This window comes from Pseudomonas sp. NPDC088890 (assembly GCF_044900155.1).
GTDB lineage: Bacteria > Pseudomonadota > Gammaproteobacteria > Pseudomonadales > Pseudomonadaceae > Aquipseudomonas > Aquipseudomonas urmiensis.
The window spans coordinates 56,452-69,125 of sequence record NZ_JBJDNG010000012.1 but is presented as its reverse complement, the minus strand read 5'-3'; the positions used below and the strand labels follow the sequence as shown (position 1 = coordinate 69,125).

The window sequence follows — 12,674 nt, the reverse complement described above, 5'->3', positions numbered from 1 at the left end:
GCAAAGGGTATGGTGCTGTGGAGCTGGCTTGGCGGGGCGCCGAAGCGCTGGGATGGACCGCGGAGCGGCCCCAGCGATGCTTGGCGCTTATGCTTTGTTGGACACCAGCTGTCCCGGCGCAAAGTGGCAGGTAAAGGTACTGCCATGCCCCGGTACACTGCTGATCTCCAACCGACCGCGATGGCGCAGCAGCACATGCTTGACGATCGCCAAGCCCAACCCGGTGCCGCCAGTGTTGGAGTTGCGGCTCGAATCAACCCGGTAGAAACGCTCGGTCAGGCGCGGCAAATGCTTGGCATCGATGCCCATCCCCGAGTCTTGTACCGACAGATGCGCGCCTTGCTCGTCCGACCACCAACGAATACGGATGTGGCCTTCATCCTGGGTGTACTTGACCGCATTGAACACCAGGTTGGAAAACGCGCTGCGTAGCTCCGACTCGCTGCCCTTGAGATAAACCCCGGGCGCCGCCTCCAGGCTGATCCGCTGGTTGCGCGGCCCGGACAGGGCCTGGGCGTCGCTCTTGATCGCATTGAGCAGGGCATCCACCGCCACTGGCTGGTTGTCCGAGGGGTAGTCGGTGGCTTCGAGCTTGGCCAACAGCAGCAGGTCGTTGAGCAGGGTCTGCATGCGTGAGCCTTGTTGGCTCATCTGCTGCAGCGCCCGGCTCCAACGGGGGTTGACGTCTTCGACGTTGTCCAACAGCGTCTCCAGGTAGCCGGTGATCACCGTCAGTGGCGTGCGCAGCTCATGGGAGACGTTGGCGACGAAGTCCTTGCGCATCTGTTCGAGCTGATGGATGCGCGTGACATCGCGCACCAGCATCAGATGCTCGTTGTTGCCATACCGGGTGATATGCAGCTGGACCCGCATGCGGTCGTTGATCGGCGAGGGAATTTCCAGCGGTTCGAGGTAGTTCTCCGCTTCGAAGTATTCCTTGAAGCGCGGGTGACGGACCAGGTTGGTCACCTGCTGGCCGCCGTCCTGCGGGGTCTTGAAGCCCAGCAGGGTCTCGGCGGCGCGGTTCCACCATTCCAGGTTGCCATCGCTGTCGAGCATGATCACCGCATCGCGCAGCGCGGCGGTGGACTCCTGGACCCGGTCGATCACGGCCTGCAGCCGGCCGCGCACACGTTGGTCGCGCCGTTGCAGGTGATAGATGCTGTCGAACACTTCACCCCACAAGCCATAGCCGTCGGGTGGTGCTTCGTCGGGTTGATGGTTGCGCAGCCAGTCGTGCAGGCGCAGCAACTGCTTGAGGGTCCAACCCAGGTAGAGCGCCAGGCCAAGGGCCAGGCTCCAGCCGTAATAGCCGCTGATCAACCCGCCGATCAGGCAGACGGTGATCAACAGCAGCAGGTGACGAATCAGGGTCGCGTGCCAGTTCTGGTTCAATTGACGGTCCTTGTACAGCGGCGTGCAGCTAGGCGCTCGGGCTTCGATCAGCTCTTGGTCGAGAAGCGATAGCCGGTGCCCCGGACGGTTTGTACCAGATTTTCGTAGGCCTCACCCAGCGCTTTGCGCAGGCGACGGATGTGCACGTCGACGGTGCGCTCCTCGACATAGACGTTGCCGCCCCAGACCTGGTCGAGCAACTGGCCACGGGTATAGGCGCGCTCCTGGTGGGTCATGAAGAACTGCAGCAGGCGGTACTCGGTGGGGCCCATCTCGGCCGGCTTGCCATCGATGGTCACCCGGTGGCTGATCGGGTCGAGCAGCAGGCCGCCGACTTCGATTGGCGCTTCGCTGTCGCTGGGGCCGGTGCGGCGCAGCACGGCCTTGAGCCGGGCCACCAGTTCACGCGGCGAGAAGGGCTTGGTGATGTAGTCGTCGGCGCCAACTTCCAGGCCCTGGATCTTGTTGTCCTCTTCACCCTTGGCGGTCAGCATGATGATCGGGATGTCGCCCGTCAGCTCGTCGCGCTTCAGGCGGCGGGCCAGCTCGATGCCGGAGGTGCCCGGGAGCATCCAGTCGAGCAGGATCAGGTCTGGCTTGCGGTCGACGATGATGGCGTGGGCCTGTTGCGAATTTTCCGCTTCCAGGCAGTCGTAGCCGGCCATTTCCAACGCAACGGCGATCATCTCGCGAATCGGTGCCTCGTCGTCGACGATCAGAATGTTCCTGCCAACCATGCTCAAAACCTCTCCTGGATACGGTGTCTTGGCCCGCATTAGATAACGGAATTATTGCAGTCGTGTGACATGTCGTGGGCCGTTGCGGCAAGTATGGATGACTGAGCTAGGCTTTAAATCCCACACCCGAACAAAAACGGTGAAATCCAATGACACGAAAAACGCTGAACTGGATGGCCCTTTTCGCTGTGCTGGCACTGCCGGGCGTGGCATCTGCCCACCATGCCATGGAGAAAGATGGCATGTGGGTCGACCATGACGGTATGACGCTGTACACGTTCGATAAGGATGCCGGCGGCAAGTCCATGTGCAACGGCGATTGTGCCAAGAACTGGCCGCCGTTGATGGTCAAGCCGGATGATGAAGCGGCCAAAGGCAAGTGGACCCACATCACCCGCGACGATGGCAGCATGCAGTGGGCCTATGACGGCAAGCCGCTGTATACCTTCGTCAAGGACAAGAAGGCTGGGGAGACCACGGGTGATGGTATGAAGGACGTTTGGCACGTTGCCAAACCTTGAAGCGCCCTACGCACTGACAAGTTTGGGTCTGCGTTGCGGCCCTTTGCGGGCAAGCCCGCTCCCACAGGGATAGCCAAGCTCTGAAGAGTTGCGCGGAACTAGTGGGAGCGGGCTTGCCCGCGAAGGGCCGCAACGCGGCCCCAATGCAGACGCCCCCAAGCTCAAATGGTGTGTTCAAGCCAACGCGTAGTCCAGCACCACCCCAATGAACACCAGTAACCCCGCCCAGTGATTGTGTAGGAACGCCTTGAAGCACGAGTCGCGATCCAGCTTGCGCGTCGACCAGAACTCCCAGGCAAAACACACCGCCGCACCCATCAGCCCCAGGTGGAACCAACCGCCCAGCTCGAACTGATTGCCCGCCAATAGCAAGCAGCCCAGCGACAGCATCTGCAAGGTCAGGATGATCGCCCGGTCTGCTTCGCCGAACAGGATGGCGGTGGATTTCACGCCAATCTTGAGGTCGTCATCACGATCGACCATCGCGTAATAGGTGTCGTAACCCACCGTCCACAGCAGGTTGGCGATGTACAACAGCCAGGCGCTGGCCGGCAGCTCGCCGCCCGCTGCGGTGAAGGCCATCGGGATACCCCAGGAGTACGCTGCGCCCAGCACCACCTGAGGGTAGTAGGTGTAGCGTTTCATGAACGGGTAGCAGAACGCCAAGGCCACCGCGCCGAACGACAGCCACACCGTGCGCGCATTGGTGCACAGCACCAGCAGGAAGCTCACCCCCACCAGAGTCGCGAACAGCACCAGCGCCTCTCGCGATTTCACTCGGCCGCTGGCAAGGGGGCGGTCGGCGGTGCGTTTGACGTGGCCATCGACCTTGCGATCGGCAAAATCATTGATGCAGCAACCCGCCGCACGCATCAGGACCACGCCCAGGCCGAAGATCAGTACGTTGGCAACACTAGGCGAGCCATCGCCGGCGATCCACACCGCAGCCAGGGTCGGCCATAACAGCAGGTAGATGCCAATGGGGCGGTCCATGCGGCTCAGTTGGACGAAGTCCCAGGCGCGTGGGTGCAGGCGGTTGAGCGACTTGAGCAGTTGCAGGTACATCAGCGGTGGTCCTCCTTGTCCGCTTGCCACAGCGCCGGTAGGAACACTTCGGCCACCAGCAGGTCGAGGCCATCGCGCTCAAAGCGCGAGCGCCGGCCCCATAGGCCGTTATCGGCAGTTTCAGGCGGCAGCCAGGCCTGTGGATAAGTACACACTTGCAGGGGGTGGCGCACAAACGCCTGGTCGCAGAACAACAGCTCGCCGAGCGAGCGACTGCCGAGCGTTTCCAGATCCAGGCCACCACGCTCCAAGGCGCTGCGTGCGGCCACGCTGCGGGCGAATACCCACGGCTGGCCGTGGCCGCGTAGGTACACCTCGCGCACCCAGCCTTGCGCGCCTGGCTCAAGGTTCAGGGCCTGGCATTCATCGTCACGCAGGGGCTGCCAGCCCTCGAACAGCGGGGTGACGGAGAAATGATAGTGGGACAGGGCGGTCAGACGGCGGGTCAGAGAACCCTCGTCGAAGAGCCAGTCGAGGGTAGGCTGGTCGATGTCGGCAGCCAGCTGTGAATACGCCAGCCACGCGACAGCGGCTGCTTGCGAGGATTCGTACGACACGTCGGTATGCTTGTTACAGCCAGAGAGGCGGCGAGCTTAGCATGTTTGCCCATGCTGCTTGCATACTGCTGGCAGGGCCAGTACAAAGCCCCCTGGCTGCCGCGCACGCCAAGAATCTGCAGTCGCGGGCATGCCTGCTACACGCTTGCTTTGTGGTTCGGGACAACGTGGCAGCGGGCTTGCCCCGCGATAGCCCCACAAAGCAGCGGTGCCAAGCCTGAGCCTGACGAGGAGGTATTGATGAAGAAGTGGCAATGTATTGTCTGTGGCCTGATCTACGACGAAGCAGAAGGTTGGCCGGATGACGGCATCGCTCCAGGCACGCGCTGGGAAGATGTACCAGAAGATTGGCTGTGCCCAGACTGCGGCGTGGGCAAGATGGACTTCGAAATGATCGCCATCGGCTGATCGCAACGCTATTCAACGAACGAGGAAGCATGACATGACGTCCCCTGTGGTGATCATTGGTACCGGCCTTGCGGGCTACAACCTGGCCCGGGAGTTTCGCAAGCTCGATGGCGAAACGCCGCTGTTGCTGATCACTGCCGACGACGGTCGTTCTTACTCCAAGCCGATGTTGTCCACCGGCTTCGCCAAGGACAAGGACGCCGACGGCCTGGTCATGGCCGAACCTGGTGCCATGGCCGAGCAGCTCAAGGCCGAGATCCGCACCCACACCCGCATCAGCGGCATCGACCCTGGCCACAAGCGTTTGTGGATCGGTGAGGAAGCGGTCGAGTACCGCGACCTGATCCTGGCCTGGGGCGCGCAGACCGTACAGGTGCCGATCGAAGGCGATGCTGGCGAGTGGGTGTTCCCGATCAACGACCTGGAGGACTATGCGCGCTTTCGCGCCGCGGCCGCAGGCAAGCGTCGGGTGCTGATCCTGGGCGCTGGCCTGATCGGTTGCGAGTTCGCCAATGACATGAGCCTGGGCGGATTTCAGGTCGAGCTGGTCGCACCCTGCGAGCAGGTGATGCCGACCTTGCTGCACCCGGCGGCCGCTGGCGCGGTCCAGGCTGGCCTTGAGCGCATGGGTGTGCGTTTGCACTTGGGCCCGGTCTTGACTCGTTTGCAGCGTGTGGCTGATGGCCTGGAGGCGCACCTGTCGGACGGTGGCGTGATTGCTTGCGATCTGGTGGTTTCGGCCATCGGCCTGCGTCCACGCACCGACCTGGCCGCCGCTGCCGGGTTGCAGGTCAATCGCGGCGTGGTGGTGGATCGCGAGCTGCGCACTTCACACGCCAACATCTTCGCCTTGGGAGACTGCGCCGAAGTCGCGGGGATCAACCTGTTGTACGTGATGCCATTGATGACCTGTGCTCGTGCTCTAGCGCAAACCCTGACCGGCAAACCTACGGCAGTCGCCTATGGGCCAATGCCGGTCACTGTGAAGACCCCGGTTTGCCCGTTGGTAGTCTCGCCACCACCACAAGGCCGTGAGGGTAACTGGCAAGTTGAAGGGCAGGGCGCTGATCTCAAAGTGCTGTGCCGTGATGCGCAGGGCAACCTCTTGGGCTACGCCTTGACCGGCACGGCCGTGATGGAAAAGCTGGCGCTGAATCGGCAGTTACCGCCACTCATGGCGTAAACGGCGGGCGTTCTGTCGGGTTTACCTTGTTGTTGAAGGCACATTGGCCGCCCAGACACTGGCGCGGTCCCTATCGGCGTGCCATTCTCAGTCGCGTCTGCCGCAGTTTAGAGCCTGCGGCGCCTTGAGCGCTGCTTTGCCAAGCAGCACGGCAATAACAACAAGAATTCCCGTCCAAGAGGCTTCACTATGCGTAAACCAGAACTCGCCGCCGTCATCGCAGAAAGGACCGATCTGACCAAGGAAAAGGCCAATCAGGTGCTGAATGCGATCCTAGACAGCATCATGGATGCCCTCGACAAGGACACCGTCACCTTGGTCGGCTTTGGCACTTTCGAGAAGCGTCATCGTGGTGCCCGCACCGGCAAGAATCCGCAGACCGGTCAGCCGGTTAAGATCAAAGCCAGCAACACTGTCGCCTTCAAACCTGGCAAGAACCTGAAAGACAGCGTCAATCCGCCGGCTGCTGCGGCCAAATCCGCAAAGAAAAAGTAATCACTGGTTAATGCTTCAACTGTGATCCGAACGGGCGCCCATGTGGCGCCCGTTGTGCTTTACACACGGTAACTGTGGCGAACTTGCATAAATAGGTCGGGATAAGGATAAACTGCGCGACTCAGTCATTTTTCAATCGAGGCGCGTCGATGAAGTTTCGTTTTCTTCTCTGGGCCATGGGGCTGCTGATGGCGCGGGCCAGTCGCAATAACCCGGCGTTCCAGCAGCAATTGCGCGACAAGGAGCTGGTGTTCCAGATGCAGACGCTCGATGGCAAGGTCGCTCGGCATTTCCTGGTCAGTAACGAGCGGATCAGCAGCAAGGGCGGCCAGCACCCGCAGCCGGCGTTTGCCATTGCCTTCAAGGACGCCGCGTATGGCTTCGCCACCCTGCAGGCGGGCAACAAGCAATTGGCGTTCATGCAGGGCATTCAGGATAAGAGCATCCAGATCAAGGGCAACCCGGCGCTGGTGATCTGGTTCCAGGGCTTGATGAAGTACCTGAAGCCGAAAAAGAACAAGGCCTGAGAGTATTGGGCCGTCCAAGCGGCCCCAATTATCAACTCAGTGCGGCGTCTGGAACTGCGAAGCCAATTCGCGCAACAGCGCCTCTGCCTCCAATACCTTGCTGACCACATCTTCAGCCTTGTCCCGGCTCAGCCCCAGACGCTCGAACAGCGCATCCGGAATCTCCTCCTGCGGCCCCGAGCCAATCCCACGCGAGCGCAGCAGGCGCGTAGCCAGGCAAACCAGATTCGGATATGCCGACAACTCGCCATCGTAGGATGGGTCGTGCTGGAAACGCAGGGCCGTGCGCAGCTCATCGGGCATATCCCACAGCTTCATCAACCAGGCGCCGATCTGCTCACGGCTGATGCCCAGCAAATGCTGCTCGACGTAGGTATGGCACAGGTGCGGATTGACCTCCAGATGGCGGCAGATCAGCGAGAAGTGCGGCGGGAATACATGCGCCAGCAGCAGGTAGCCAAAGTTGTGCAGCAGGCCGGCCAGGTAGGTCAGGCCGCTTTCGGGGCGCTCGGCGCGGGGCATGGCGCGGGTCAGGCCCTCGATGACAGCAGCGGTGTAGATCGACTGCTGCCAGTACGGGGTTGCCTGTTGCGGATGGTCTTTCGGCAGGCTCAAGGTCTTGCCCAGGGCCAGGCCCAGGGCGAGGTTGATCACCAGATCAAAGCCCAGCACGCGCACGATGGCGTCTTCCACCGAGCGGATCTTGCCGGGCGAGGCGTAGTAGGGCGATGCCGCCCAGCTGACGACCTGGGCGGCCAGGGCCGGATCGGTCTCGACCACGCCGGTGATGTCATCGATGCTGGCATTGGGGTCGACGCGCAGCTTGATGATCTTCTGCGCGGTGTCGGCCAGCGGCGGGATCTCGATGGTCTCTTCGAGACGTTTCTGGATCCGCCGGGCGGTGAAGTTCTCCACAGCCTGGGTGATCTCATGGCGGTCATCGTCCGGGCGATCGAGGTTAGGCCGAATGTCTTTGAGCTCCTGGCCGAAGCTGCTGGCGCTGGCTTTGGCAAGTAACTTCTTGAAGTCTTTTTGTTCGATCTCCAGCAACAGGCCCGCTTCCCCGGAGTGAATCCTCACGGTTTCGGCATCCAGCAGGCTCTTTTCGTACTGGCAGGGCGAACTGGTCAATGCCGGGATGGCTGGCAGGTTCTTGAGCTGATGCTTATCGAGCATGTGCTTGAGCCGCTCAACCGGAACGGCGGTGAGTTTGCGGCCAGTCAGCTCGGTCAGGCGATTCAGGTCCAGCAGCTGGCTCTGCGGGAACAGCACCATCAAGGCGCCGATCTCATCGTCGAGCAATACTGCCTGAACGCGAGAGGCGGCGGGCAACGACGGGTGCTCAGGCACTTCGCAGTAGGCTACGCCGAGTTTGTCGAGCAACAGCCGGATGACAGACGGTGCGTGTAGGGTTGCGGTGTCCAGGGCAACTTCAGTCATGGTCTGTATCCAAGAAATTCTTTAAACGCAAAGTATAACCAGCCTGACCGACAGACTGGATCCATTCCGAGAGCTGCGTCACACCTGGCCATATTGCTGGCCGTGGCGCAACCAACGGTCGAGCAGCGGGCTGACATGATCCGGCCAGCGCGCCAGCAGCGCCTGGGCGGCGTCGCGCACCGACGGCAGCAGGTCGGCATCGCGCATCAGGTCGGCGACCTTGAACTGTAGCAGGCCGGTCTGGCGGGTTCCGAGCATCTCGCCGGGGCCGCGCAGTTCCAGGTCCTTTTCGGCAATGATGAAGCCGTCGTTGGTTTCCCGCATGATGCCCAGACGTTCGCGGCCGATCTGCGACAGGGGCGGGTGATAGAGCAATACACAGTGGCTGGCAGCACTGCCTCGACCGACCCGCCCGCGCAGCTGGTGCAACTGGGCCAGACCCAGCCGTTCAGGGTTCTCGATGATCATCAGGCTGGCGTTAGGGACATCCACGCCCACCTCGATCACCGTGGTCGCCACCAGCAACTGCAAGTTGCCAGCCTTGAACTCGGCCATCACAGCGGCTTTCTCGACAGGCTTCATACGGCCGTGGATCAGCCCTACGCGCAGCTCGCCCAAGGCGCTGCCGAGGTCTTCGTAGGTGCTCTCAGCCGCTTGGCAGGTGAGCTCTTCGGATTCTTCGATAAGCGTGCACACCCAGTACGCCTGGCGGCCTTCAGCGCAGGCGGCGCGAACCCGCTCAACCACTTCGAAGCGGCGGCTGTCGGCGACCAGCACGGTATTGACCGGCGTTCGACCCGGCGGCAGCTCGTCGAGGATCGAGGTGTCCAGGTCGGCGTAGGCGCTCATCGCCAGGGTTCGCGGGATCGGTGTGGCGGTCATGATCAGCTGGTGCGGGCACAGCTCGCCGGCGACGCCTTTCTTGCGCAGGGCCAGGCGCTGCTGGACGCCGAAGCGGTGCTGTTCGTCGATGATCGCCAGGGCCAGGTGCTTGAACTGAACCTCGTCCTGGAACAGCGCATGGGTGCCGACCACCATCGGTGCGCCGCCGGCGATCTGCTCCAGGGCGCTGGCGCGGGCCTTGCCCTTGAGCTTGCCAGCCAGCCAGGCAACTTCGATGCCCAGCGGCTCCAGCCAGCGCTTGAAGGTGATGAAGTGCTGTTCGGCGAGGATCTCGGTCGGTGCCATCAGGGCAACCTGGTACCCGGCTTCCAAGGCTTGCAGTGCGGCAAGGGCGGCAACCACCGTCTTGCCGGCACCGACATCGCCCTGAACCAGGCGCATCATCGGCTCACCCTGGCTGAGGTCGTAGGCGATCTCGTTGCCGACCCGTTGCTGGGCACCGGTGGGGGCGAAGCCGAGGTTGGCCAAGTATTGCGCCGGCAAGCGGCTGGCCTTGGGCAATACCGGTGCACGCAAGGCGCGCAGGCTTTCGCGCAGGCGTTGCTGAGACAGCTGATGGGTCAGCAGTTCTTCGAAGGCCAGCCGGTGCTGGGCCCAATGATGGCCCAAGGCGAGCTCTTCGAGGTCAGCGTCGGCGGGCGGATTGTGCAGATAGCGAATGGCATCATCCAGCGGCGCCAGGTGATAGTCGTTGGCCAGTTCATGCGGCAGCCAGTCGGGCAGGCTGCGAGGGCCGAGCAGGGTCAGGCTTTGCTGGCAGAGCTGGCGCAGGCGTTGCTGGGTCAGGCCCTCGGTGGTCGGGTAGATCGGCGTCAAGGTCTGCTCTACCGGCGGCGCCGGCTCGCTGCCATTGAGCGCGCGATACTCCGGGTGATAGATCTCCAGGCCCGAAGCGCCCGGACGGGCCTCGCCGTAGCAGCGCAGGTGGGTGCCTCGCTTGAGGCCTTCTTTCTGAGCGTTGCTGAAGTGGTAGAAGCGCAGGCTCAGCACCCCCGTGCCGTCACCCAGGCGCACCACCAGGCTGCGGCGCTTGCCCATGGTCACATCGGTGCCGCTGACCACGCCTTCGATGACTGCATCCTGGCCAGGCCTTAGTTGGCCGATGGGAACTACGCGGGTACGGTCCTGGTAGCGCAGGGGCAAGTGGAACAGCACATCCTGCAGGTTCTCGAGGCCGACCTTGGCGAGCTTCTCCGCCATCGCCTCGCCGACGCCTTTGAGTTCGGTGACCGGGACCTTCGACAGCTCGCTCATGGGTCAGGCCGGTTGTTCCACGGCGGCCGGTTTGGCTACCGAGCACAGGCGGATCGAGTCAGCCAGGATCTCGATCGCTTTCGGCCGCGGGAAGCTGGCGCGCCAGGCAATCGCCACGGTGCGGAACGGCGCCGGAGCGGTCAGTGGACGCACTTCGATCACGCCTGGGGCGTAATGGTGGCTGTGTACCGCCGACAACGGCAGGATCGAGATGCCCAGGCCGGAGGCGACCATGTGGCGGATGGTTTCCAGCGAGCTGGACTCCACGGTGGTGTGCTTGGAGCCTTCACCACCCTTGTTCAGGGTCGGGCAGGCTTCCAGGACCTGGTCGCGGAAGCAGTGACCTTCGCCCAGCAGCAGCAAGCTCTTGTCATTGAGCATGGCGGTGTCGATGGTCTTTTTCGCGGTCCACGGGTGGTCGGCCGGCATCAGTGCGCAGAACGGCTCGTCGTACAGCGGCAGGGTCAGCACGTCAGCTTCATTGAACGGCAGGGCGATGATCACCGCGTCCAGTTCGCCATTGCGCAGTTTCTCGCGCAGGACGTGGGTGAAGTTCTCTTCGATGTACAGCGGCATCTGCGGGGCGACCCGGTGCAGCTGCGGAATCAGGTGCGGGAACAAGTACGGGCCAACAGTATAGATAGCACCGACTTTCAGCGGAGCGGTCAGCTGGTTTTTACCCGCCTGGGCCAGCTCGCGAATCCCTTGGGCTTGCTCCAGGACCTTCTGCGCCTGGGCAACGATGCTTTCGCCGACCGGGGTCAGGCGCACCGCGCTCTTGCTGCGCTCGAAGATCAGTACGCCCAGCTCGTCCTCAAGCTTCTTGACACCGACGGACAGGGTCGGCTGGCTGACATGGCAACGCTCGGCGGCGTGACCGAAGTGCTGCTCCTGGGCGAGGGTGACGATATAGCGGAGTTCTGTGAGGGTCATAACGTGCGTCCATGAAGTTGCGGCCCCAGCATAGCGGGTGCAATCGATAGACGCACGTTATCAGACTTGCCGTTTTGTGACAGAACCAAAGTATCAGCGTTTGTCCAGCGAGTAGACGAAAGGTGCTACCACTTCGATCGAGCCATTGTTCAGCAATTCTGCCGGCGGCTTAGGCACAGTGCCGGCCCGACGGATCATCTCCAGGGTAGCCCGGTCCAGGGCCGCGCTGCCAGAGCCACCGGCCAGCGAGTAGGACACGACCTTGCCTTCGGCATCGACTACGAAGCGCAGGCGGTTGATGCCCTGCAAACCACGACGGCGAGCGTCTTCCGGATAGCGCTTGTATTTTGCCAAGTGGCGCAGCAGGTCGCTTTGCCAGGTCGGCAAGGCCTTGCTGTTAGACGCGATGCTCGGTGCTGGCGCTGCCGATTTCTGCGGTGGCGCATTGCTCGGCGGCGTATCGGCAACCTCTTGGTCAACCGGAGGCTCATCTTTCGGCGGCTCAGGCTTTTTCTCAGGCTTGGGCGGCTGTGGCTTGGCCTTGGGCTTGGGCGGCTTGGCGATGGCGATCTTCGGTTTAGGCGCTTCTACCAGTTTCGGCAGCGGCGGTTCTTCAACCGGCGCCGGTGGTTGCGGTGCGACTTTCGGGGGTGGTGGCGGCGCTGGCTCAGGCAGCGGTGCCAGTTCGACCATCATCGCTGCCGGAGGCAGCTCGATGGCTTGGGGCACCGACCAATTGAGCGTCAGCAGCACAGCGACGGCATGGAGGCCCAGCACGATCGCCAAGCTGCCGCTGTAACGCGCCAGATTGTGCCGCGTCTTGGTCATTTTTTGGCTGCCGTCTCGAGACCTACCAGACCGACTTTGAGGTAGCCGGCCGCGCGCATGTTGTTCATCACTTCCATCAGGTCACCATAATCCACGCCTTTGTCGGCTTGGAAGAAGATGGTGGTTTCCTTGTCGCCCTTGGTCTTGGCGTCGAGCATCGGGCCAAGCTGGTCGGGTTGGGCAACCTGATCGTCGCCGACGTAGAGCTTCTGGTCGGCCTTGACGCTGACGAACACCGGTTTCTCCGGCCTCGGCGCCGGCTTGGCGGTGGAGGCGGGCAGGTCGACCTTGATGTCGACGGTGGCCAGGGGCGCGGCGACCATGAAGATGATCAGCAGGACCAACATCACGTCGATGAACGGCGTGACGTTGATTTCGTGGTTTTCGGCGAGGTCGTCGCCACCTTCGTTGAGATGCAGGCCCATGGC

General features: G+C 62.5%; 14 protein-coding genes. 5 read left to right on the top strand and 9 right to left on the bottom strand.

Annotated features, from left to right (window positions below; translation table 11 throughout):
- Positions 1–87 precede the first annotated feature (87 nt).
- Both phoR and phoB read right to left on the bottom strand, forming a co-directional pair.
- Positions 88–1,395, bottom strand: coding sequence for a phosphate regulon sensor histidine kinase PhoR (gene phoR, locus ACI2JX_RS21430; protein WP_368972894.1), 1,308 nt, complete (start codon positions 1,393–1,395; stop codon positions 88–90).
- Positions 1,396–1,442: 47 nt separating this feature from the next.
- The gene (gene phoB, locus ACI2JX_RS21425; protein ID WP_003253341.1) at positions 1,443–2,132 is read right to left on the bottom strand and encodes a phosphate regulon transcriptional regulator PhoB; all 690 of its coding nucleotides are present in this window, start codon (positions 2,130–2,132) and stop codon (positions 1,443–1,445) included.
- A gap of 149 nt (positions 2,133–2,281) precedes the next feature.
- Here phoB and ACI2JX_RS21420 point away from each other — a divergent pair, with 149 nt between their 5' ends.
- Positions 2,282–2,653 (top strand): hypothetical protein, encoded by a 372-nt coding sequence (locus tag ACI2JX_RS21420; RefSeq protein WP_186553045.1) that lies wholly within the window; start codon positions 2,282–2,284, stop codon positions 2,651–2,653.
- A gap of 174 nt (positions 2,654–2,827) precedes the next feature.
- On the opposite strand, the gene ubiA is transcribed toward ACI2JX_RS21420, so the two are convergent.
- Both ubiA and ACI2JX_RS21410 read right to left on the bottom strand, forming a co-directional pair.
- A complete protein-coding gene (gene ubiA, locus ACI2JX_RS21415; protein WP_404690940.1) occupies positions 2,828–3,718 on the bottom strand; it encodes a 4-hydroxybenzoate octaprenyltransferase in 891 nt (296 codons plus the stop codon).
- On the bottom strand, positions 3,718–4,275 hold the full coding sequence (locus ACI2JX_RS21410) for a chorismate--pyruvate lyase family protein (protein ID WP_404690939.1): 558 nt from the start codon (positions 4,273–4,275) through the stop codon (positions 3,718–3,720). The genes ubiA and ACI2JX_RS21410 overlap by 1 nt, the downstream gene beginning before the upstream one ends.
- A gap of 240 nt (positions 4,276–4,515) precedes the next feature.
- Between ACI2JX_RS21410 and ACI2JX_RS21405 the strand changes: the two genes are divergently transcribed.
- The 4 genes from ACI2JX_RS21405 (at position 4,516) to ACI2JX_RS21390 (ending at position 6,888) form a co-directional block, all read left to right on the top strand.
- The gene (locus ACI2JX_RS21405; protein ID WP_186553042.1) at positions 4,516–4,683 is read left to right on the top strand and encodes a rubredoxin; all 168 of its coding nucleotides are present in this window, start codon (positions 4,516–4,518) and stop codon (positions 4,681–4,683) included.
- A gap of 34 nt (positions 4,684–4,717) precedes the next feature.
- Positions 4,718–5,866, top strand: coding sequence for an NAD(P)/FAD-dependent oxidoreductase (locus ACI2JX_RS21400; protein ID WP_404690938.1), 1,149 nt, complete (start codon positions 4,718–4,720; stop codon positions 5,864–5,866).
- A gap of 189 nt (positions 5,867–6,055) precedes the next feature.
- Positions 6,056–6,361 carry an HU family DNA-binding protein gene (locus ACI2JX_RS21395; RefSeq protein WP_404690937.1) on the top strand — a complete coding sequence of 102 codons (306 nt, stop codon included), beginning with the start codon at positions 6,056–6,058 and terminating at the stop codon, positions 6,359–6,361.
- A gap of 149 nt (positions 6,362–6,510) precedes the next feature.
- Positions 6,511–6,888, top strand: coding sequence for a helicase (locus tag ACI2JX_RS21390; RefSeq protein WP_264234029.1), 378 nt, complete (start codon positions 6,511–6,513; stop codon positions 6,886–6,888).
- A gap of 36 nt (positions 6,889–6,924) precedes the next feature.
- Here ACI2JX_RS21390 and ACI2JX_RS21385 read toward each other — a convergent pair whose 3' ends face one another.
- The 5 genes from ACI2JX_RS21385 to exbD form a co-directional block, all read right to left on the bottom strand.
- Entirely contained in the window at positions 6,925–8,328 is a 1,404-nt protein-coding gene (locus ACI2JX_RS21385; RefSeq protein ID WP_404690936.1) for an aminoacyl-tRNA deacylase and HDOD domain-containing protein, read from the bottom strand.
- A gap of 78 nt (positions 8,329–8,406) precedes the next feature.
- Positions 8,407–10,485: an ATP-dependent DNA helicase RecG gene (gene recG / locus ACI2JX_RS21380; RefSeq protein ID WP_404690935.1), complete on the bottom strand. Its 2,079-nt coding sequence runs from the start codon at positions 10,483–10,485 to the stop codon at positions 8,407–8,409.
- Positions 10,486–10,488: 3 nt separating this feature from the next.
- Positions 10,489–11,418, bottom strand: a complete 930-nt coding sequence (locus ACI2JX_RS21375; RefSeq protein WP_186553036.1) for a hydrogen peroxide-inducible genes activator — start codon at positions 11,416–11,418, stop codon at positions 10,489–10,491.
- 93 nt (positions 11,419–11,511) lie between these two features.
- Positions 11,512–12,246, bottom strand: coding sequence for an energy transducer TonB (locus tag ACI2JX_RS21370; protein WP_264234019.1), 735 nt, complete (start codon positions 12,244–12,246; stop codon positions 11,512–11,514).
- On the bottom strand, positions 12,243–12,671 hold the full coding sequence (gene exbD / locus ACI2JX_RS21365; protein ID WP_186553034.1) for a TonB system transport protein ExbD: 429 nt from the start codon (positions 12,669–12,671) through the stop codon (positions 12,243–12,245). Before exbD ends, ACI2JX_RS21370 begins: the two co-directional genes overlap by 4 nt.
- Positions 12,672–12,674 lie beyond the last annotated feature (3 nt).